This is a genomic window from Actinacidiphila epipremni (assembly GCF_012034175.1).
Lineage (GTDB): Bacteria > Actinomycetota > Actinomycetes > Streptomycetales > Streptomycetaceae > Actinacidiphila > Actinacidiphila epipremni.
Genome location: NZ_JAATEJ010000007.1, coordinates 218,613 through 238,906 on the forward strand (window position 1 = coordinate 218,613; position 20,294 = coordinate 238,906).

The window sequence follows — 20,294 nt, forward strand, 5'->3', positions numbered from 1 at the left end:
TCACGGACGCTTGACCGGCACGTTCTCGTACACCTTCAGCGGGTCGGTGACGGCGACCGGCGCCAGGATCTCCTCGATCCGCGCCAGCACCTCGGCGTCCAGCCGCACGCCCGCCGCCTTCGCGTTCTCCGCGACCTGCTCGGGACGCGAGGCGCCCACGATCGCCGCGGAAACGTTGTCGTTCTGCAGCACCCAGGCCACCGCGAGCTGCGCGAGGCTCAGGCCGGTCTCGGCCGCGAGCGGCTTGAGCTCCTGGACCCGCGACAGCACGTCGTCGCGCATCCAGCGGCTGATCATGTTGGCGCCGCCCTTCTCGTCGGTGGCGCGCGAGCCCGCCGGCGGCTGCTGCCCCGGCAGGTACTTGCCGGTCAGCACGCCCTGCGCGATGGGGGAGAACACGACCTGGCCGAGGCCCAGTTCGCGCGAGGCCGGGACGACCTCGCCCTCGATGACCCGCCACAGCGCCGAATACTGCGGCTGGTTGGACACCAGCGGGATGCGCAGCTCGCGCGCGAGCGCGTGGGCGCGGCGGATCTGGTCCGCGGTCCACTCGGACACGCCGATGTAGTGCGCCTTGCCGGAGTGCACGACGTCGGCGAACGCCTCCATCGTCTCCTCGAGCGGCGTGAAGCGGTCGTAGCGGTGGGCCTGGTAGAGGTCGACGTAGTCGGTCTGCAGCCGGGTCAGGGAGTTGTCGATGGACTCCATGATGTGCTTGCGGGACAGGCCGCGGTCGTTGCGGCCCGGGCCGGTCGGCCAGAAGACCTTGGTGAAGATCTCCAGGCCCTCGCGGCGCTCGCCCTTCAGCGCCCGGCCCAGGACGGACTCGGCGCGGGTGCCGGCGTAGACGTCCGCGGTGTCGAAGGTGGTGATGCCGACGTCGAGCGCCGCGCGCACGCACGCGGTCGCCGCGTCCTCCTCCACCTGGGAGCCGTGGGTGAGCCAGTTGCCGTAAGCGATCTCGCTGATGATCAGGCCGCTGCGGCCGAGGTGACGGTATTCCATGGTCATGGACCTTAATCCGCCCTCCCGCGCCTGGTGAAGACGGCCTCGCGCGGCCCGGCGGCGCTGGTCGCGGGGCAGCTCAGCGCGTCCGGCGCGGCGAGACCAGCAGGAAGGGCGCGCCGGCGCGGTCGCGGTGCTCGGTGCACTGCCAGCCGTGCCGGCCGAGCCACCGCGCGCACCGGGCGAGCGCCGCGGACGCCGCCGTACGGTCGGCCGGGCCGCGCCAGTCGACCCGCGGCTCGCCCCCGGGGCCGGCGGCCGTGACCGCGTAGCCCGGCGTGTCCGGCCGCCCGGGCGGGCAGCCGGCCGCCTCCAGGGCCAGCGCCACCGCGTGCACCGGGCGGTCCCGCTCCCAGGGCGCGGGCACGTCCGTCACGCCGTCCTGGAGCAGCGCCCGGATGCGCAGCAGGCCCTCCCACGCGGTCGCCACCTCCGCCGCCCGGCGCGGCCCCCAGAGCGCGGCGCCACCTGTGCCGCCACCCGTACCCTCGCCCGTGCCGTCGTCCGCGGCGAAGGCGTCGGCGGCCGGCGCCGGGCGCCCCGGCGGGGGCACGTCCGGCCGAGCCGCCGTCAGGTCGGCGCGCAGCCGCAGCCCTTCGGGCGTCAGGTAGTAGCCGTGGTGCCCGGCGCGGCCGTGCCGGACCGCCAGGCCGCGGGCCGCCAGCGCCGCGCACACGTCGGCCCGCGCCGCCAGCCGGCCCGTCGCCGGGTCGGACCCGGTCACGGCCCGCCGCTGCGCCGCGGTCAGCGCGGTGCTCATCTGCGCCGTCCCTTCCGCCCGTTCGGGCCCCGTCCGCCACGTTCGCGCACGGTATCGCGCCGCGCCGACACCGCCCGGCGGCGCGGGCGGGCCGGCACGTCGCTACGGCGCCCGTACAAGCGCCGCCCGGTGCGTGGCGCCCGCGGCGCAGGGTGTAGCGTCCCGGTCCCACCGGAAACATGTGGCGAGTCACAGCAGGGGGCCAAGATCCGGTTCCGCCCAGGGAGGGTTCATGAAGATGTCCGTTCAGGGCCGTAGAAGATCCGCGGCCATAGGTCTGGTGAGCGCGGCGGCCGTCGCCGGCGCTCTGGTGATGGCGGCGCCCGCCTCCGCGCACACCCCCAGGTGGTCCGTCGGGTGCGACAAGGTGAGCGTCGACCTGACGAACTACGTCAAGGGCAGGCAGGGCAAGACCAATCACGTGACGCTGAAGATCGTGTCCGGCGAGGGCGCCCTCGTCGACCAGGACTTCGCGACGAGCTTCCACTACCAGAACGCGCTGCCGTCGCACGACCAGCCGCTGACGCTCAACCTGGTCGTCACGTCGTGGGACCACTCGGGGCAGGTCAACGAGAAGAAGACCGCGCCGGTGTGCGAGGGCCACACGACCCCGCCGACCACGACGACGCCGCCGACGACCGCGCCCACCACGACGCCGCCCACCACGGCGCCGACGACGCCGGAGACGACCGCGCCCACCACGCCCGCGCCGAGCGACACCACCACCGCGCCGGTCGCGGCGGCCTCGACCAGCCCGGCGTCCGGCAGCGGTGACCTCGCCGAGACCGGTAGCTCCAACGCCACCCCGATGATCGCGGGCATCGCCGCGGTCGTCGTCGTGGTCGGCGGCGGACTGGTCTTCTGGACCCGCAGGCGCAGCGGCTCCTCGCACCGCTGACGCTCCCTCCGGGGCGCCGCGCCGCCGCCGCATCCGCGGCCCGGCGCCCCGGCAACGGCCCGGCGGGCCGGCCCACCCGGCCGTCCCGCCGGGCCGCCGGCATGTGAAACGCCGGGGAATGCGCGCCCCGTTCCCGGTCCGCCGGCGCCCGCGAAATAGGATCGGGGGATGGATCTACGATGGCCGCGGCGCAGGCGGTGGTTGGCCGGGGCGGGCGCGCTTGCGGTGCTCGTGGCGGGCGGCGCGGCGGTCGGCACCGCGGCGGCGGCCGGCGGGGGAGGGCCGGTGCACCGCACCGACGCGATGCTCCCCGGGGCCGGCGGCGTACACCTGGACACCTCGTACTTCACCACCGGCGGCAGCGCCCGCAGACCCGCGGTGCTGCTCGGCCACGGCTTCGGCGGCAGCAAGGCGGAGGTGCGCGGCCAGGCCGAGGCGCTGGCCCGGCACGGCTACGCCGTCCTGACCTGGTCCGCGCGCGGCTTCGGCGCCTCCACCGGCCAGATCGGCCTCAACGCGCCCGGCGGCGAGGTCGCCGACGTGAGCCGGCTGATCGACTGGCTCGCCGCCCGCCCCGACGTCCGCCTCGACGGCCCCGGCGACCCCCGGGTCGGCGTCACGGGCGTCTCGTATGGCGGCGCGATCTCGCTGCTGGCCGCGGGCTACGACCACCGCGTCGACGCGATCGCCCCCCGCGAGACGTACTGGAACCTCGCGGACGCGCTCTTCCCGGCCGACGTCTACAAGAAGCTCTGGTCCGGCATCTTCTTCTCCAGCGGCTCCACGGCCCTCCCGGGCGCGGCGGCCCTCACGGGCGGCACGGGTACGACCGGCGCCACGCCCCCGGCCCCCGGCGCCGGCGGGGCCCCGACCGGCACCGATCCGCGGGCCGCCGCTGCCGCCGCGGGGATGACCGATCCGCTGTGCGGGCGGTTCACCGCCGGCATCTGCGCGCTCTACCAGCGGGTCGCGCAGGCCGGGCGGCCCGACGCCGCCGCGCGGGCGCAGCTCGAAGCGCTCAGCCCGTCCGCCGTCGCGTCGAAGATCAAGGTGCCCGCGCTGATCGTGCAGGGGCAGACGGACTCGCTCTTCACGCTCGCGCAGTCCGACGCCATGGCCACGGCGATCCGCGGCAACGGCGCGCCCGTCGCCGTCGACTGGATCGCCGGCGGGCACGACGGCGGCGACACCGAGGACGCCAGGATCGACCGCCGGGTCACCTCCTGGTTCGACCGCTACCTCAAGGGCGACAAGGGCGTAAGCACCGGACCCGTCTTCCGGGTCACCCGGACCGGCGGGCTGAACTCCACCGACGGCAGCGTCGTCCTGCGCGGCGCCGACGCCCGCGCGTACCCGGGCCTGGACGGCGGATCCGCCCGCCGGATCACCCTCGGCGGCGGGCCGCAGCGCATCACCAACCCCGCGGGCGGCAGCCCGCCGGCGATCTCCGCCGTCCCCGGCGCCGGCTCGCTGGGCGCGCTGGCCTCGCTCGGCGCGAGCCTGTCGCTGGACGTGCCGGGCCAGTTCGCCGGCTTCGAGTCCGCCCCGCTGCCGGCCGGCACCCACCTGACCGGCTCGCCCACCGTGACCGTACGGGTCCGCACCAGCGCCCACGACGCCGTGCTCTTCGGCAAGCTCTACGACGTCACGCCCGGCGGCAAGGCCACGCTGCCGGCCGGGCTCGCCGCGCCGGTGCGGATCGCGGGCTCCACGGACGGCACCGTCGTGACGCTGCGGCTGCCCGCCGTGGACCACGACTTCGCCGCGGGCCACCGTATGCGGCTGGTGCTGGCCACCACCGACCTCGGCTACGCCTCGCCGGCGGCGCCCGCGTCGCTGACCGTGTCGCTGGAGCAGCCGCAGCTGACCGTGCCGGTCGACACCGCGCTGTCCGACGACGCCGGGCCGCTGCCGTGGTGGGTGTGGGCGCTGCCGCCGTTCGCGCTGCTGGTCGCCGCCGCGCTGCTGGTCACCGGCCGCCGCCGGGTCCGCCCGCGCCCGGCCGACCCGGCGCTCGCGGCGGTGCCGCTGCAGATCACCGGGCTGAGCAAGCGGTACGCCAAGTCCGCCGACCGGTACGCGGTGCGCGACCTGTCCTTCCGGGTCGAGCCCGGCCAGGTGCTGGGGCTGCTCGGCCCCAACGGCGCGGGCAAGACGACGACGCTGCGGATGCTGATGGGCCTCATCCGCCCCGACGAGGGCGAGATCCGGGTCTTCGGCGAGGCGGTGCGGCCCGGCGCCCCGGTGCTCTCCCGGCTCGGCGCGTTCGTCGAGGGCGCCGGCTTCCTGCCGCACCTGACCGGCCGGGCCAACCTGGAGCTGTACTGGCAGGCCACCGGCCGCCCCGCCGCCGACGCCCGGATGGCCGAGGCGCTGGAGATCGCCGGCCTCGGCGACGCGCTGGAGCGCGCCGTGCGCACGTACTCGCAGGGCATGCGGCAGCGGCTGGCCATCGCGCAGGCCATGCTGGGCCTGCCGGACCTGCTGATCCTGGACGAGCCGACCAACGGGCTGGACCCGCCGCAGATCCGCGAGATGCGCGAGGTGATGATCCGTTACGCCGCCGGCGGCCGTACCGTCATCGTCTCCAGCCACCTGCTGGCCGAGGTCGAGCAGAGCTGTACGCACCTGGTGGTGATGGACCGCGGCCGGCTGGTGACCGCGGGGCCCGTCGCGGACATCGTCGGCTCGGCCGACACCGTGCTGGTCGGCGTGGCCGGGGAGCTGGAGCAGCAGCTTGTCGACAAGGTCGCCGGCCTGCCCGGCGTCGCGACCGCCGTCCGCGAGGAGGACGGCCTGCTCGCGGTGCTGGACGGGATGACGCCGGCGCAGTTCGTCGCCGAGCTCGTCCGGCTGGGCGTGCCGGTGGCCCGGGTCGGGCCGCACCGCCGCCTGGAGGACGCCTTCCTGACCCTGATCGGAGGCTCGGCATGAGCGCCGCCCCGCCCGCACCCGTCCCCGCCCCCGCGCCGCCGCCCGCCGCCGAGCGCACCCGCGCCACCGCCGACGGCTACCGGCCCGGCCGCACCCTGCGGCTGCGGGTGGAGGCGCGCCGGCAGCTGCGCCGGCGGCGCACGATGATCGTGTTCGGGCTGCTGGCGGCGCTGCCGTTCATCCTGATCGCCGCGTTCGCGATCGGCGGCACCCCCAAGGAGGGCCGGGGCGGCCCCACCCTGATCGACACCGCGACCGCGTCGGGCGGCAACTTCGCCGCGACCTGCCTGTTCGTGTCGGCGGGCTTCGTGCTCGTCGTGCCGGTCGCGCTCTTCTGCGGCGACACCGTCGCCTCCGAGGCGGGCTGGTCGAGCCTGCGCTACCTGCTGGCGGCCCCGGTTCCGCGGGCCCGGCTGCTGGGCGTGAAGCTCACCGTGGCGCTGGCCTTCAGCGCGGCGGCGCTGGTGCTGCTGCCCGCGGTCGCGCTGGTGGCGGGGACGGTCGCGTACGGCTGGGGCGACGTGGAGCTGCCCACCGGCGGTACGCTCGCGGCGGGGGACGCGCTGCCGCGGGTCGTGGTCGCGGTGGCCTACATCTTCGTGAGCCAACTGGTCACCGGCGCGCTGGCGTTCTGGCTGTCGACGAAGACCGACGCGCCGCTGGGCGCGGTCGGCGGCGCGGTGGGCCTGACCATCGTCGGCAACGTGCTGGACGCGGTGACCGCGCTCGGCTCGTGGCGGGACGTGCTGCCCGCGCACTGGCAGTTCTCCTGGGCCGACGCGCTCCAGCCGGACATGGAGTGGTCGAGCATGCTCCAGGGCACGTCGGTGTCGGTGTCGTACGCCGTCGTGCTGACCGCGCTCGCCTTCCGCGGCTTCCGCACCAAGGACATCGTCTCCTGACCCGGCCCCCTTCCTCGGGCCGGGAACGGACCGGCCTGATGCGGGCTCTCCTGACCGGTCGTCATCGGCAGGTCATGCGCAGGCAAAGAGAGGGCCATCCGGGTAAAACGCGATGCCGGAAATCCGGAGTGGCTCTTGTCCTGGGCATGATCTGTTCGGTGTGATCAGTCATCCGTCTCGTGCGGTCGTCCTCCACACAGGGAGAGTCCATGCGCACAGTTCGTCCGCGGTCCGCCGTGGTCGCCGCGGCCGGGGCCACCGCCCTCACTGCCGCCGCCCTGATAGCCGCTCCGGCCGGCGGCGCCTCCGCCGCCGCGCCCGCCGCCCACGCACCCGCCGTCACGGCCGTGCCCGCGGTCGCCGGCCACCGGCTGATCCACGGGGTGAGCAGCCCGCTGAGCATCGCCCAGTGCCAGGCGACATGGGGTATCAACTGCTACACCCCGCTGCAGTACCGGCAGGCGTACGACCTGAACCCGCTCTACCGCGCCGGCGTCACGGGCAAGGGCCGCACGATCGTGATCGTCGACTCCTTCGGCTCCCCGACGATCCAGCACGACCTGGACGTCTACAGCGCCCAGTTCGGCCTGAAGAGCACCACGGTGCAGGTCGTCAGGTGGGGCGACGTGCCGCCGTTCGACCCGGCGAACCCCGACCACACCGGCTGGGCGGGCGAGAGCACCCTGGACGTGGAGATGGCGCACGCGGTCGCGCCGGACGCGCACATCGTGCTGGTGGAGACCGGCGTCGCCGAGACCGAGGGCGTCACGGGCCTGCCGGAGATGATGGACGCCGAGAAGTACCTGATCGACCACAACGTCGGCGACGTCATCACCCAGAGTTTCGGGGCGACCGAGAACACCTTCCCCGGCTTCGACAAGGGCGACTTCTCCAGCATCCAGAAGCTGCGCTACGCCTTCCGGGACGCCGCCGAGCACGGGGTGACGGTGCTGGCCTCCTCCGGTGACGCCGGCCCCACCGACGCCCAGGCCGACGGCGAGACCGACTACCCGTACCCGGTCAACTCCTGGCCGTCCGCGGACCCGCTGGTCACCTCTGTCGGCGGCACCCAGCTGCACCTGGACGAGAAGGGCGACCGGACCGCGCCGGACAGCGTGTACAACGACTACGGAGCAGGCGGCGGCGGCCAGTCGCACGTCTTCGCCCGGCCCTCGTACCAGAACGGCGTCAAGAACGTGGTCGGCGCCCGGCGCGGCACCCCGGACATCTCGATGGCCGCGTCCGTCGACGGCGGCGCGTGGGTGTACTCCAGCTACGACCCGACGGCCACCGGCTGGGACGTCTACGGCGGCACCAGCGAGGCCAGCCCGCTGTTCTCCGGCATCGTCGCGCTGGCCGACCAGGCCGGCGGGCACCGGGTGGGCGACATCCACCAGGCGCTGTACGCGCTCGCCAAGGGCGCGCCCAAGCTCGGCGGGATCGTGGACGTCGCGGACGGCACGGACAACAGCTACGACGGCGTCACCGGCTACACCTCGGTGAAGGGCTACGACATGGCGACCGGCGTCGGCTCGCTGGACGCCGCGCGGTTTGTCCCCGCGCTCGCGCTCACCAGCTGGGGCCGCTGACCGCGGCGCCGGTGTTACGACAGGTCACCGCCGCGCCGGCCGGGCGCGGCGGTGACCTGCGTCGTCCGCAGTGCCGGAAAGGCCGGTTTTCCGCCCTCCGGCGGGCCGGAAGTGGTCCAACTCCAGTATCTGTTAGGACTCTTGACAGTCGGGTGGTCCAGACCATCAGTATTGGTCCAGACCAGCAGACCGCCGTCTGCTGATCCCCCCACCTGGAAGGAGCGCGGTCCATGACCGGACCCGTTCGAAAAACGCGCGTGCGCGCCCTGCTCACCGGACTCGTCACCGCCGCCGCCACCGCGGGGCTCGCCCTGACCGGCAGCGGCACCGCCCACGCGGCCACCGCGCTGCCGGCCCATGTCGCGGCCCCGTACTTCGAGGCGTACAACGGCGACAGCCTCTCCGGGCTCGCCGCCGCCTCCGGCAACAAGTACCTGACGATGGCCTTCATCCAGACCGCGTCGGTCGGCTCGTGCACCCCGTACTGGAACGGCGACAGCTCGATGCCGATCGCCCAGGCGAACTTCGGCGCCGACATCGACACCATCCAGGCCGGCGGCGGCGACGTCATCCCGTCCTTCGGCGGCTACGCGGCCGACGACTCCGGCACCGAGATCGCCGACAGCTGCACCAACGTCGCCTCGATCGCCGCGGCCTACGAGAAGGTCGTCACGACCTACGACATCAGCCGGATCGACCTGGACATCGAGGACAACTCGCTGACCAACGCCGCCGGCATCGACCGCCGCAACAAGGCCGTCAAGCAGGTCCAGGACTGGGCCAAGGCCAACGGCCGCCCGCTGCAGTTCTCCTACACCCTGCCCACCACCACCCGCGGCCTGACCACCGGCACCGCCGGCGACGGCTCGGGCCTGTCGGTGATCCAGAACGCCCTCTCCAACGGCGTGAACGTCGACGTCGTGAACCTCATGACGTTCGACTACTACGACAACGCCACCCACAACATGGCGACCGACACCCAGACCGCCGCGCAGGGCCTGCACGACCAGCTCGCCGGACTCTATCCCTCGAAGTCCGACGCGCAGCTGTGGGGCATGATCGGCGTCACCGAGATGCCGGGCATCGACGACTTCGGCGCCGCCGAGACGTTCACCACCGCCAACGCCACCACCGTCTACAACTGGGCCGTCAGCAAGGGCATCAACACCCTGTCCTTCTGGGCGCTCCAGCGCGACAACGGCAACTGCCCCGGCCAGGGCGGCTCCGACACCTGCTCGGGCACCACGCAGAGCACCTGGCAGTTCAGCCACACCTTCGAGCCGTTCACCAGCGGCGGCACCACCACCCCGCCGCCCGCCAACGACTTCTCGGTGTCGCTGTCCCCGGCGTCGGCCACCGTCACCGCGGGCGGCTCGGCGACCTCCAGCGTGCACACCGCCGTCACCACCGGCTCGGCCCAGTCCGTGAGCCTCGCCGTCAGCGGCGCCCCGGCGGGCGTCACCGCCAGCGTCAGCCCCGGCTCGGTCACCGCGGGCGGCAACGCCACGCTGAACGTCTCCACCAGCGCCTCCGCGGTCTCCGGGACGTACGCCCTGACCGTCACCGGCACCGCGGCCGGCGTCAGCCACCAGGCCACGTACACCCTGACCGTCACCGGCGGCGCCAGCGCCTGCACCGCGGCCCCGTGGAGCAGCTCGGCGATCTACGTCGGCGGCAACACCGTCTCGTACGGCGGCCACACCTGGAAGGCCAAGTGGTGGACGACCGGCGAGGTGCCCGGCACCACCGGTGAGTGGGGGGTGTGGCAGGACCTCGGTCCCTGCTAGCAGCACCCCGGGACCTGTCCCGAGGCGGCGGCCGGACCTCCCCGGATTCGGGGTCCGGCCGCTGATCCTCTAGAGTCGCAACCGACGTCTACGGCTGTGTAGTCGTCGGGAGCGGGCCGGCTGACCACCGGCGGACCACGGGACAGGACCAACCACCCACATGAGTGCCATCGGCGTCGGCCAGGCCGTCATTCTCGGAGTCGTGGAAGGAGTGACCGAGTTCCTCCCGGTCTCCTCCACCGGCCACCTGAAGATGGCCGAGGGCCTGATGAACATCAAGGTCGACGACACCTCCGTCGTCGCCTTCACCGCGGTGATCCAGGTCGGCGCCATCGCCGCGGTGTTCGTCTACTTCTACAAGGACATCGTGCGCTTCGTCTCGGCGTGGCTGCGCGGGCTGGCGAACAGGAGGGAGCGCGACAACCACGACTACAAGTTCACCTGGTGGGTGATCTACTCCACGATCCCGATCGTGATCGTCGGCCTCGCGGCCAAGCCGCTGATCGACGGGCCGCTCGGGGGCCTGTGGGTGGTCGCCGGATCACTGATCGTCGGCAGCATAGTGATGTGGGCCGCCGAGCAGATGGCCCGCTTCAAGCGCGGCGAGGAGGATGTGACGATCAAGGACGCGCTGATCGTCGGCACCTCGCAGATCCTCGCGCTGCTCTTCCCGGGCTTCTCCCGCTCCGGCGCGACCATGTCGGCCGGCCTGATCCGCGACCTGGACCGGATGGCGGCCACCCGGCTGTCGTTCTTCCTCGGCCTGCCCGCGCTCACCGGCGCGGGGCTGTACGAGCTCAAGGACGCCACCGGCGGCGGCGTCAGCACCAGCGCGCTCGCGGTCGGCACGCTGGTGTCCTTCGTCGTGGCCTACGCGTCCATCGCCTGGCTGCTGCGCTTCGTCGCCCGGCACTCGTTCAACTCCTTCGTGATCTACCGCATCGTGATCGGCTTCGTGCTGATCGGCCTGCTGGTGTCCGGAGCGCTCGACAACTGACCTGCGATCACGCGCCTGCGGCGGGCCGGGCCACCAGGTCCGGCCCGCTGCTGCGTTCGCATAATTCACGACTTATTTTTTGATGTGTATTGACTCCCCGTGAGGCGGCCCCTAGCGTCCTTCGCGCATCGCGACCCCACAACGCGACCGAGGAGACACGTGTGACCCAGGTATCCACCGGGCCCGGCACGCCCATCCGCCCCCGCTCCCACCGCAGACGAACGGCCGCCCTCGTGGCGGCGCTCCTCGTTCCGGCGGGCGCCGGCCTCGCCCTGGTCTCCGCCCCCAGCGCCGGAGCCGCCACCCTCCCGACGGCCCCGGCCACCGTGACCAACGTCGGCAGCGGCAAGTGCGTGGACGCCCGCGCCGCCGCCACCGCCAACGGCACCGCCGTCCAGCAGTACACCTGCAACGGCTCGGGCGCCCAGCAGTGGCAGTTCACCGCCACCGACTCCGGCTACTACCGCGTCGGCGTCTCCCCGGCACCCAACCAGGTGTGGGACGTCACCGACGTGTCCACCGCCGACAGCGCCAAGACGCAGCTGTGGCTCTACGGCGGCGGCGCCAACCAGCAGTGGCTGCCGGTCGCCGAGTCCTCCGGCGCCTTCCACTTCGTCAACCGCAACAGCGGCAAGTGCCTGGACGTGGCCGGCGCGTCCACCGCCGACAGCGTCCAGCTCCAGCAGTACACCTGCAACGGCACCGCCGCGCAGTCCTTCACCGTCAGCGGCTCCGGGGGCGGCACCACCACCCCGCCCACCGGCGGCGACCCGGACCTCGGGCCGAACGTCGTGGTCTTCGACCCGTCGATGTCCGCCTCGTCGATCCAGTCCCGGCTCAACACCATCTTCAACCAGCAGCAGAGCAACCAGTTCGGCAGCCAGCGCTACGCGGTGCTGTTCAAGCCCGGCACCTACAGCGCCGACGTCAACGTCGGCTTCTACACCCAGGTCGCCGGTCTCGGACTCAGCCCGGACGACGTCACGATCAACGGCGCCGTGCACGCCGAGGCCGACTGGTTCGGCGGCAACGCCACGCAGAACTTCTGGCGCGACGCCGAGAACATGTCCGTCAACCCCACCGGCGGCAGCGACCGCTGGGCGGTCTCGCAGGCCGCCCCGTACCGCCGGATGCACGTACGCGGCAACCTGGCGCTGGACGACGGCGGCTGGTCCAGCGGCGGCTTCATCTCCGACACCAAGGTCGACGGCCAGATCCGCTCCGGCTCCCAGCAGCAGTTCCTGACCCGCGACTCGACCATGGGCAGCTGGTCCGGCTCCAACTGGAACATGGTCTTCGTCGGCGACCAGGGCGCCCCCGCGCAGTCCTTCCCGACCTACACGAACGTCGCCTCCTCGCCCACCATCCGCGAGAAGCCGTTCCTGTACGTCGACGGCTCCGGCAAGTACCAGGTCTTCGTGCCGGCGCTGCAGACCAACGCCTCCGGCACCACCTGGAGCGGAAAGACCCCGCAGGGCCAGTCGCTCCCGCTGGACCAGTTCTACGTCGCCAAGCCCGGCGCGACCGCGGCCGACATGAACGCCGCGCTCGCCGCCGGCAAGAACCTGCTCGTCACGCCCGGCGTCTACCACCTCAACCAGACGCTGAACGTGACCCGGCCCGACACCGTCGTGCTGGGCCTGGGGCTGGCGACACTGGTGCCCGACAACGGCATCACCGCGGTCAGCACCGCGGACGTCGACGGCATCAAGCTCGCCGGGCTGCTCATCGACGCCGGCACCACCAGCTCCCAGCAGCTGATGACGGTCGGCCCGGCCGGCTCCTCGGCGACGCACGCGGCCGACCCGACGAGCCTGTCGGACGTCTTCTTCCGCATCGGCGGCGCGACGGTCGGCAAGGCCGTCAACTCCCTGGTGGTCAACAGCAGCAACACGATCATCGACCACACATGGATCTGGCGCGCCGACCACGGCAACGGCGGCACGGTCGGCTGGGGCACCAACACCGCCGACACCGGCCTGATCGTCAACGGCAGCAACGTCACGGCGTACGGCCTGTTCGTCGAGCACTTCCAGAAGACGCAAGTCCTGTGGAACGGCAACGGCGGGCGGACGTACTTCTTCCAGAACGAGATGCCCTACGACCCGCCCAACCAGGCCGCCTGGATGAACGGTTCCTCGCAGGGCTACCCGGCCTACAAGGTCGCCGACTCGGTCACCGGCCATGAGGCGTGGGGCCTGGGCAGCTACTGCTACTTCAGCAGCAACCCGTCCGTGGTCTCCGCCAACGCCTTCCAGGTGCCCAACACCTCCGGCGTGCGCTTCCACGACATGGTGACCGTCTCGCTCGGCGGCACCGGCACGATCAGCCACGTCATCAACACCACGGGCGCCGCCGTCAACAGCGGCCACCAGGTGACGGACCTGACCAGCTACCCGTAAGCACGCGAACGCAGCGCCAGAAGGCCGGCCGCCCCGGGAGAGCTTCCCGGGGCGGCCGGCCCGTGCGCGGTACGAGGCGGTACGGCGGGCGGTACGGGGCGGCCGGCGCGCGGTCGGAATGTCAGAACGTCAAGCGCGGCTTTGTCCGGGAGGGAAAGCGCGGCCCGGCGGGACAGCGCCGGGCAGGAAGATGCCCGGCCGACCCCTCCCCCCACGGAAGGGCCGGCCGGGCGGTTCGGTGGCCGCCACGCCGGGTCAGGTCAGCGTGGACGCCACCGGGTCCCAGTCGTCCGGCAGGACCGGCACATCGGGCGCGCCCGAGTCGAGTGCGAGCACCAGGTGCTGGTCCGCGGACGCGGTGATCGTGGCCATCAGGTCCAGGACGTGCTGGGCCAGCTCGCCGGAGGCGCGGTGCCGCGTGCCCGAGCGGATCGCCCGGGCCATGTCGAGCACGCCCATGCCGCGCCCGGCCGTCGAGCCGGCCACCGGCAGCTCGCGCCACTCCTGCTCGCCGAACGCCTGGAAGCGCAACGGCCCGTCGAAGGTGTTCGGGTCGGGCAGCGACAGCGTGCCCTCGGTGCCGGTGATCTCGATCATCCGGCGCGGCACCGAGGAGTCGAAGCTGAAGGTCGCCGCCGCGCTCGGGCCGCCGGTGAAGTCCAGCAGCGCGTGCACATGCGTCGGCACCTCCACGGCGAACCGGGTGCCGGCCTTCGGCCCCGACCCGATGACCCGCTCGGCCCGCGCCTGCCGTGCCGTCGCCGACACCCGGCTCACCGGGCCGAGCAGCGCCACCAGCGCGGTCAGGTAGTACGGGCCGATGTCGAACAGCGGACCCGCCCCGTACTGGAACAGGAACTCCGGGCTCGGGTGCCAGCTCTCCGGTCCCGGCCCCTGGGTCACCGCGGTGACGCTCACCGGCTCGCCGATGACGCCCGCGGCCACCGCCCGCGCCGCCGACTGCAGGCCCGCGCCGAGGAAGGTGTCCGGCGCGCTGCCCACCCGCAGGCCGGCGGCCTGCGCCTCGGCGAGGATCTTCGCCCCGTCGGCGGGGGTCAGCGCGAGCGGCTTCTCGCCGTAGACGTGCTTGCCCGCCAGCAGCGCGGCGCTCGCGACCTCGGCGTGCGCGGCCGGGATCGTGAGGTTGACGACGATCTCGACCTCGGGCACCGCCAGCACGGTGGCGACGTCGCCGGCGACCGGCACCCCGTACGTCTGCGCCGCCGCCCGGGCCCGCGCCACGTCCAGGTCGGCCACGCCCAGCACCCGTATGTCGGGGAAGGTGGACAGCGCCGTCAGATACTGCGTGCTGATGACGCCGGCGCCGATCAGCGCGACGCCGACCGGTCCGCCGCTCATGCCCGGCCCTCCAGCTCCGTCAGGTAGGCGTGGCTCTCGGCGACGGCCTCGAACACGTCGCCGGCGCAGGAGTCCAGCTCCACGATCCGCACCGCGCCGGGCGCGGCGGCCAGGATCGGCGGCACGTCGATGGTGCCCTTGCCGACTGCGGTGTGCGGCTCGTCCTTGACGCCCGGGCCGTCCTTGACGTGCAGCGCGTAGACCCGGTCGCCGAGGGTGCGCAGCAGCGCGGGCACGTCCGCGCCGCCCACCGCCGCCCAGTAGGTGTCCACTTCGAGGAACACCTCGGGCGCCAGGAGCCCGGCCAGCACCTCCAGGGCGGTACGGCCCTCGAAACGCGGCTCGATCTCCCACCAGTGGTTGTGGTAGCCGATGAGCGCGTCGTGCTCGGCGGCCTTGGCGGCGAAGCCGTTGAGGGTGTCGGCGACCCGCTGGAGGCCGTCGAGGGTGGTGAACTCGTCGTGGTCGATGCCGCCGGGGATGATCGCCCGGTCGGTGCCGGTGGTGCGGACCGCCTCGAAGACCTCCCCGGCGTCCTTGCTGAACAGCGCGTAGGCGTGGGTGCTCGGCACGACCAGGCCCAGCTCGTCGGCGGTCTTGCGGAAGCCGGCCGGATCGGCGGTCGGGTCGTAGGGCTCCACCGAGCGGTAGCCGATCTCGGCGAGCCGGGCCAGGGTGCCGTCGCGGTCGGCGGCGATCCGGTCCCGGAGGGTGTAGAGCTGGATGCTCAGCGGCGATGCCATGGAAACGAAGCCTCCTGGAAATACGGCAGGTGCGGTGCGGCTCTTGCGGTCGTGCGGTGGCGCTTCAGCGCAGGATCAGCGGGCTCAGCGTGCGGTGGGCGATCTCCAGGCCCTGCGTGACGCGGGCGGTGTCCCCGCTCCACACCGGGTCCTCGTGCTCGACGGACAGCACACCGGTGAAGCCGCCCTCGTAGAGGGTGTCCACGATCCGCCGCCAGTCCACGTCCCCCAGCCCCGGCACCCGGTAGCGCCACCAGCCGCTGTCCCAGCCGTCGGCGCGCTCCACCGTGCGGCCGAAGAAGCCGTGCCGGTCCCGGGCGCGCGGGTCGAGCTGGGCGTCCTTGGCCTGGGCGTGCGGGATGCGGTCGACGTACGGCTTGAGCGCCGCGACCGGGTCGATGCCCAGCCACATCAGGTGCGAGGGGTCGTAGTTGAGGTAGAGGCCGAGGCCGAACATCCACTCCCACAGCTCCGGGGAGTAGGCGAGGTTGCCCGGGTAGCCGTCGGGGTGCCAGCCCTCCATGACGCAGTTCTCGATGATGATCCGCACCCCGCGCTCGCCCGCGTACTCCACCAGCGGCGGCAGCTCGCGCTCGGCCAGCGCGATGTTCTCCTTGACCGTCAGCCCCGGGTGGCGGCCGACGAACGTGCCGACATGACGCACGCCGAGCAGCGCCGCCGCGTCGACGTTGGCCCGTACGTGGGCGGCGATCTCGGACCTGCGGGCCCGGTCGGGGTGCAGGTTGTTCTCGTAGTACGCCAGCGCCGACAGCGTCAGGCCGTGCCGGTCGAACAGCGCGCGGACCTCGTCGGCCTCGCGCTTGCCGAGGGCGGTGACGTCGATATGGCTCGCCTCGAAGTCCCGCGACCCGGTGGACGGCCAGGTGGCCACCTCCAGCGCCTGGTAGTCGTGCGCCGCCGCCCATGCGGCGATCTCGTCCAGCGGCAGCTGCGGAAGGCAGGCGGTCAGGAAGCCCAGCTTCATCTCAGGAGACCTCTTTCCAGGACCGGTCGGCCGCCGACGCGAGGACGGCCTCGGTGACGCGCACCATGCGGGCGGCGTCGTCGAACGTGGGGAAGGCGGGCGGGCCCGCGGGTGCCTCGCCCCGGACGGCGGCGTGCACATCGCGGACGAACGCGGCGAAGCAGTCGAGATAGCCCATCGGATGGCCGCCGGGCACCACCGACAGCCGCGCCGCGGCCGGCGAGAGCACCGCGGGGTCGCGCTGCACGGCGGCGTTCTCGCCGCGGCTGCCGACGAACAGCGTCTCGGGGTTCTCCTGGTCGAAGGCCAGCGACGTGGTGGCGCCGTCGATCTCGAACCACAGCCGGTTCTTCCGGCCCGGCGAGATCTGCGAGACGGTCAGCGCGCCGGTCGCGCCGCGGTCGGTGCGGAAGAGCATCTGCACCGCGTCCTCGGTGCGCGGTGTGCCGCCGGCCCTGGGCAGCGTCCGGCTGGTGGCGGTCAGCTCGGCGATGCGGTGCCCGGTGACCCACTCGACCAGGTCGCACCAGTGCGAGCCGATGTCGGCGAACGCCCGCGACGGGCCGCCGGCGATCGCATCCACCCGCCAGTTGGTGTCGGCCGGCTGCGAGAGCCAGTCCTGGAGGTAGTGGCCGTGCAGCAGCCGTACGTCGCCGGTCCGGCCGTCGCGCACCCGCTCCCGGGCCTCGGCGGCCATCGGGTGGTAGCGGTAGACGAACGGCACCGCCGCGACCCGGCCCGACTCCGCGGCGAGCGCGGCCAGTTCACCTGCGGTGGCGGCGTCCGTGGTGAGCGGCTTCTCGCACACCACGTGCTTGCCGGCGCGCAGCGCGAGCGCGGCGAGTGCGGCATGCGCGTCGTTGGGCGTGCAGATGTGCACCACGTCCACGTCGTCGCTGGTGACCAGCTCCTGCGAGCTGTCGAAGGCCCGCTCCACGCCGAGCGCGGCGGCGGCCTCCTTGGCCCGCGCCGGGCTGGAGGCGCTGACCCCGACCACCTGCGCTCCCGTACGGCGTACGGCGTCCATGTGTACGCGCCCGATCATCCCCACGCCGGCGATCGCCGTACGCAGCGACGAACCGGGCACGGACGTTGCGATACCGCCCACAAATGCCCTCCCATTCCGCTTGCTGAAAACGCTAGCCATCCGGGTTTCGGTTGACAATGGCAAGAATTCCGCTAACTTCTGTCATAAATAGCGGGGGGCGGGCCCGGTGACCGCCTTGGTGAAACCGCGGGGTAAGCCGGGGGAAAACCTGACGAAAGGCGGCGCCCGGTGGCGGCAGCAGCAGACCGGCAGTTGGCGGCGCTCAGCGAACTCGCCGGCCTGGTCGCCGGCGGCGCCACCCGGCGCAGCCAGCTCGCGACCGCCACGGGCCTGTCCCGCGCCGCCGTCGCCCAGCGGGTCGACCTGCTGATCGACAAGGGCGTACTGGTCGAGACCGGCACCGTCGCCACCGAGCGCGGGCGCCCGCCGCTCACCTTGCAACTGGCGTCGGCCGGCGCCGTGGTGTGCGCGGTCGACCTCGGCGCGACCCACAGCAACGTCGCCGTCGCCGAACTCGGCGGCCGGGTCCTCGTCGAGGCCACCGAGGACCTGGACATCAACGACGGGCCCGAAGCGGTACTGACCGGTGTGCACCGGCAGCTCGGCCGGCTCGTCGCCGAGGCCGGCCACCCCGACACGCACGTACGGGCGATCAGCATCGGCGTGCCCGGACCGGTCGAGGCCGCCTCCGGCACCGTCATCCGGCCGCCGATCATGCGCGGCTGGGACGGCTACCGGGTGCCCGGGTTCTTCGCCGGCCGCTACGACGCGCCCGTCCTCGTCGACAACGACGTCAACATGATGGCGCTCGGCGAGTACGCCCACCGGCCCGCGACCGCGCACCTGCTGTACGTCAAGGTCGGCACCGGCATCGGCTGCGGCATCGTCTCCGGCGGCGTCGTCCACCGCGGTGCGACCGGCGCGGCCGGCGACATCGGGCACATCCGGGTGCCGGGCCACGACGAGGTGCTGTGCCACTGCGGCAACACCGGCTGCGTCGAGGCCGTCGCCTCCGGCGCCGCGATCGCCGCGACGCTGCGCGAGGCGGGGCTGCCGGCCGAGCGGGCCTCCGACGTCGTCAAGCTGGTCGCCGCCGGCGACCCGGTCGCCCGCCGCCAGGTGCGGCTGGCCGCGCAGCGGCTCGGGGACGTACTGGCCTCGCTGGTCAGCTTCTACAACCCGGACACGATCGTGCTCGGCGGCAGCATCGCCAGCCTGCACGACGACCTGCTCGCCGACATCCGCGCCGCCGTCTACCGGCGCGCGCTGCCGCTGGCGACCCGTACCGTCGCGATCGAGACCACGCTGCTGGGCCGGCGGGCCGGTATCGAGGGCGCCCGGCGCCGCGCCGTCCAGCACCTGCTCTCGCCCGAGGGCATCGCCCATATGCTCGCCGGCGCGCCCGGCTGACCCCAGCGCCACCCCTACCGGTGGCGCGCGAGCATACGCCACGACCCCAGAAATCGGCGGGCGTTTCACCGAACAACCGCGCGAGGGCGCGGCGGGTGGGCATCCTGGTGCCATGGAGCATCGTGCCGATTCCGCCACCCCCGGCGGCCCTGCCACCGTCCACCGGACGATCCCGGTCAGCGCCCCGGAGTCGCCGGTCGCCGCGCTCGCCGACATCGAGGCGTGGAAGGCGCGCAAGACCTACCCGTCGATGCTCTTCGCCGGCGGGCCGGTCTTCGGTGCCGCCCGCGCGTGCGAGGCCGGCCGGTGGGAGCTCCTGCCGCACTTCAGCGGGCTCGCCCCGCAGGACGCCAGGGACGGGCTCGGCGCGTACTTCCGCCGCGGCGCCGAGGAGTGCCGGGCCCGGGGTGACGCGCGTAGCGCCGACGAATACGCCGCCGCGGGGGAGCTGCTGGACTGGGAGGCGCGCGACGACCTCACGGTCGCGGGGCGGCGCTACCGGGTGGTGCGCGCCGAACGCTTCATCAGGATGGGCCCGGACGGGCCCGAGCCGCCCCGGGTCACCGACCCGGACCCCGGCGACCCCGGCGAGTGCGAGGGCATCGACCCGGCCGCCGGGCTCGTCGTCGACCCCTACGACCCCACCGGCGTGCCCGACGGGCTGCTCAAGGCCGAACTGCTCGCGGCGCTGCGCAAGCACGGCACCGTGCCCGGCGAGGTGCGCGCCGACTCGCACGCCGCCGCGCTCAGCCACCCCGGCGGGGTGCTGCTGCCCGCGACCTTCATGACGGCCGAGCGCGACGGCGACCGCTGGCGCCCCGGCTCCACCGGCACCGCGCCCACCCCGCAGTCCGCGCGGGACGCGCTGGCGATGCAGCTGCGCGTCATGCTCCCCTGGCAGCGCGACCTCACCGACGAGCAGCGCGCCGTCTACAACCGCGCCGCCGACCGCCTCGACGCCGACCGCTGCGACGAACTCGCCGTCGCCGGGCGCCACTTCCGTATCGTCCGGGTCGAACGCCTGCTCCGCGTCGGCCCCGAGGGCCCCGAAGGCCCGCGCCCCTCCGACCCCGACCCGGTCCCGCCCCTGATGGTCCAGGACCGCGAACTGCGCGACCAGGACCACTGCCCGGAGGACGACGACCCCGCCGACGAGCCCGACGAACGCACCCTGCGCTTCCTCCGCCTCTTCGACGAGGAAAGACGCCGCCGCCAAGCCCTGCGGGGCTCCTGAGGGCCGGGGCAGCGGCCTGCGCCTGAGCTTCCCCTGCGGGGGGCTTCGGGGGCTGCGCCCCGGGTGGGCGTGCCGAGCCGTGCCCCGGGCGTTCGGCGACCTCCGCCGCGCCGGAGCCGTGCGGCAGCCGCAGCGTGCGGCGGTATGTCCGCCGGCCCGGCGCCCCCGTCACCTCCTCCACGCCGGCGACCGCCCGGGCGGCGAGGAAGCCGACGACGTGGCCGGCGTGCGGGCGCCCCGC

General features: G+C 73.6%; 15 protein-coding genes and 1 pseudogene. 9 read left to right on the forward strand and 7 right to left on the reverse strand.

Going from position 1 to position 20,294, the window contains the following annotated elements; translation table 11 throughout:
- A complete protein-coding gene (locus tag HCN08_RS12395; RefSeq protein ID WP_167983046.1) occupies positions 1-1,005 on the reverse strand; it encodes an aldo/keto reductase family protein in 1,005 nt (334 codons plus the stop codon).
- 79 nt (positions 1,006-1,084) lie between these two features.
- On the reverse strand, positions 1,085-1,765 hold the full coding sequence (locus HCN08_RS12400) for a hypothetical protein (RefSeq protein WP_167983047.1): 681 nt from the start codon (positions 1,763-1,765) through the stop codon (positions 1,085-1,087).
- Between the two features lie 232 nt (positions 1,766-1,997).
- Here HCN08_RS12400 and HCN08_RS12405 point away from each other — a divergent pair, with 232 nt between their 5' ends.
- The 7 genes from HCN08_RS12405 to HCN08_RS12435 all read left to right on the forward strand — a co-directional run bounded on the left by HCN08_RS12405 (position 1,998) and on the right by HCN08_RS12435 (position 13,274).
- A complete protein-coding gene (locus tag HCN08_RS12405) occupies positions 1,998-2,663 on the forward strand; it encodes an LAETG motif-containing sortase-dependent surface protein (protein ID WP_167983048.1) in 666 nt (221 codons plus the stop codon).
- A 168-nt stretch (positions 2,664-2,831) separates the two neighbouring features.
- Complete coding sequence (locus HCN08_RS12410; RefSeq protein ID WP_167983049.1) at positions 2,832-5,597, forward strand: alpha/beta fold hydrolase; 2,766 nt, start codon at positions 2,832-2,834, stop codon at positions 5,595-5,597.
- Entirely contained in the window at positions 5,594-6,499 is a 906-nt protein-coding gene (locus HCN08_RS12415) for an ABC transporter permease (protein WP_167983050.1), read from the forward strand. The genes HCN08_RS12410 and HCN08_RS12415 overlap by 4 nt, the downstream gene beginning before the upstream one ends.
- Before the next feature lie 209 nt (positions 6,500-6,708).
- Positions 6,709-8,088, forward strand: coding sequence for a S53 family peptidase (locus HCN08_RS12420; RefSeq protein ID WP_167983051.1), 1,380 nt, complete (start codon positions 6,709-6,711; stop codon positions 8,086-8,088).
- Between the two features lie 230 nt (positions 8,089-8,318).
- Positions 8,319-9,875: a glycosyl hydrolase family 18 protein gene (locus HCN08_RS12425; protein WP_167983052.1), complete on the forward strand. Its 1,557-nt coding sequence runs from the start codon at positions 8,319-8,321 to the stop codon at positions 9,873-9,875.
- Between the two features lie 160 nt (positions 9,876-10,035).
- Positions 10,036-10,872 (forward strand): undecaprenyl-diphosphate phosphatase, encoded by an 837-nt coding sequence (locus HCN08_RS12430; RefSeq protein ID WP_167983053.1) that lies wholly within the window; start codon positions 10,036-10,038, stop codon positions 10,870-10,872.
- A gap of 233 nt (positions 10,873-11,105) precedes the next feature.
- Entirely contained in the window at positions 11,106-13,274 is a 2,169-nt protein-coding gene (locus tag HCN08_RS12435; RefSeq protein ID WP_322974408.1) for an RICIN domain-containing protein, read from the forward strand.
- A gap of 255 nt (positions 13,275-13,529) precedes the next feature.
- Here the strand turns inward: HCN08_RS12435 and HCN08_RS12440 are convergent, their stop codons facing one another.
- The 4 genes from HCN08_RS12440 to HCN08_RS12455 all read right to left on the reverse strand — a co-directional run bounded on the left by HCN08_RS12440 (position 13,530) and on the right by HCN08_RS12455 (position 17,469).
- Positions 13,530-14,633, reverse strand: coding sequence for a Gfo/Idh/MocA family protein (locus tag HCN08_RS12440; RefSeq protein WP_167983054.1), 1,104 nt, complete (start codon positions 14,631-14,633; stop codon positions 13,530-13,532).
- A complete protein-coding gene (locus tag HCN08_RS12445; protein WP_167983055.1) occupies positions 14,630-15,376 on the reverse strand; it encodes a sugar phosphate isomerase/epimerase family protein in 747 nt (248 codons plus the stop codon). Before HCN08_RS12445 ends, HCN08_RS12440 begins: the two co-directional genes overlap by 4 nt.
- 64 nt (positions 15,377-15,440) lie before the next feature.
- Positions 15,441-16,361: a sugar phosphate isomerase/epimerase family protein gene (locus tag HCN08_RS12450; protein WP_167983056.1), complete on the reverse strand. Its 921-nt coding sequence runs from the start codon at positions 16,359-16,361 to the stop codon at positions 15,441-15,443.
- A gap of 1 nt (position 16,362) precedes the next feature.
- Positions 16,363-17,469 carry a Gfo/Idh/MocA family protein gene (locus HCN08_RS12455; RefSeq protein ID WP_322974402.1) on the reverse strand — a complete coding sequence of 369 codons (1,107 nt, stop codon included), beginning with the start codon at positions 17,467-17,469 and terminating at the stop codon, positions 16,363-16,365.
- Between the two features lie 168 nt (positions 17,470-17,637).
- On the opposite strand from HCN08_RS12455, the gene HCN08_RS12460 reads away from it, so the two are divergent.
- Positions 17,638-18,819, forward strand: a complete 1,182-nt coding sequence (locus HCN08_RS12460) for an ROK family transcriptional regulator (protein ID WP_167983058.1) — start codon at positions 17,638-17,640, stop codon at positions 18,817-18,819.
- A 112-nt stretch (positions 18,820-18,931) separates the two neighbouring features.
- Positions 18,932-20,053 (forward strand): DUF5954 family protein, encoded by a 1,122-nt coding sequence (locus tag HCN08_RS12465; RefSeq protein WP_206318677.1) that lies wholly within the window; start codon positions 18,932-18,934, stop codon positions 20,051-20,053.
- Positions 20,054-20,147: 94 nt separating this feature from the next.
- On the opposite strand, the pseudogene HCN08_RS36125 reads toward HCN08_RS12465, so the two are convergent.
- A pseudogene (locus HCN08_RS36125) lies at positions 20,148-20,267 on the reverse strand (AlkA N-terminal domain-containing protein); the annotation flags it as partial.
- Positions 20,268-20,294: the final 27 nt, after the last annotated feature.

Bases quoted from the DNA above. Each gene is read 5' to 3' on its own strand.
- HCN08_RS12405 (WP_167983048.1), top strand. From the start codon at position 1,998: ATGAAGATGTCCGTTCAGGGCCGTAGAAGATCCGCGGCCATAGGTCTG.
- HCN08_RS12420 (WP_167983051.1), top strand. From the start codon at position 6,709: ATGCGCACAGTTCGTCCGCGGTCCGCCGTGGTCGCCGCGGCCGGGGCC.
- HCN08_RS12450 (WP_167983056.1), bottom strand. From the start codon at position 16,361: ATGAAGCTGGGCTTCCTGACCGCCTGCCTTCCGCAGCTGCCGCTGGAC.
- HCN08_RS12425 (WP_167983052.1), top strand. From the start codon at position 8,319: ATGACCGGACCCGTTCGAAAAACGCGCGTGCGCGCCCTGCTCACCGGA.
- HCN08_RS12395 (WP_167983046.1), bottom strand. From the start codon at position 1,005: ATGGAATACCGTCACCTCGGCCGCAGCGGCCTGATCATCAGCGAGATC.
- HCN08_RS12465 (WP_206318677.1), top strand. From the start codon at position 18,932: ATGGAGCATCGTGCCGATTCCGCCACCCCCGGCGGCCCTGCCACCGTC.
- HCN08_RS12415 (WP_167983050.1), top strand. From the start codon at position 5,594: ATGAGCGCCGCCCCGCCCGCACCCGTCCCCGCCCCCGCGCCGCCGCCC.
- HCN08_RS12440 (WP_167983054.1), bottom strand. From the start codon at position 14,633: ATGAGCGGCGGACCGGTCGGCGTCGCGCTGATCGGCGCCGGCGTCATC.
- HCN08_RS12410 (WP_167983049.1), top strand. From the start codon at position 2,832: ATGGATCTACGATGGCCGCGGCGCAGGCGGTGGTTGGCCGGGGCGGGC.
- HCN08_RS12400 (WP_167983047.1), bottom strand. From the start codon at position 1,765: ATGAGCACCGCGCTGACCGCGGCGCAGCGGCGGGCCGTGACCGGGTCC.
- HCN08_RS12445 (WP_167983055.1), bottom strand. From the start codon at position 15,376: ATGGCATCGCCGCTGAGCATCCAGCTCTACACCCTCCGGGACCGGATC.
- HCN08_RS12430 (WP_167983053.1), top strand. From the start codon at position 10,036: ATGAGTGCCATCGGCGTCGGCCAGGCCGTCATTCTCGGAGTCGTGGAA.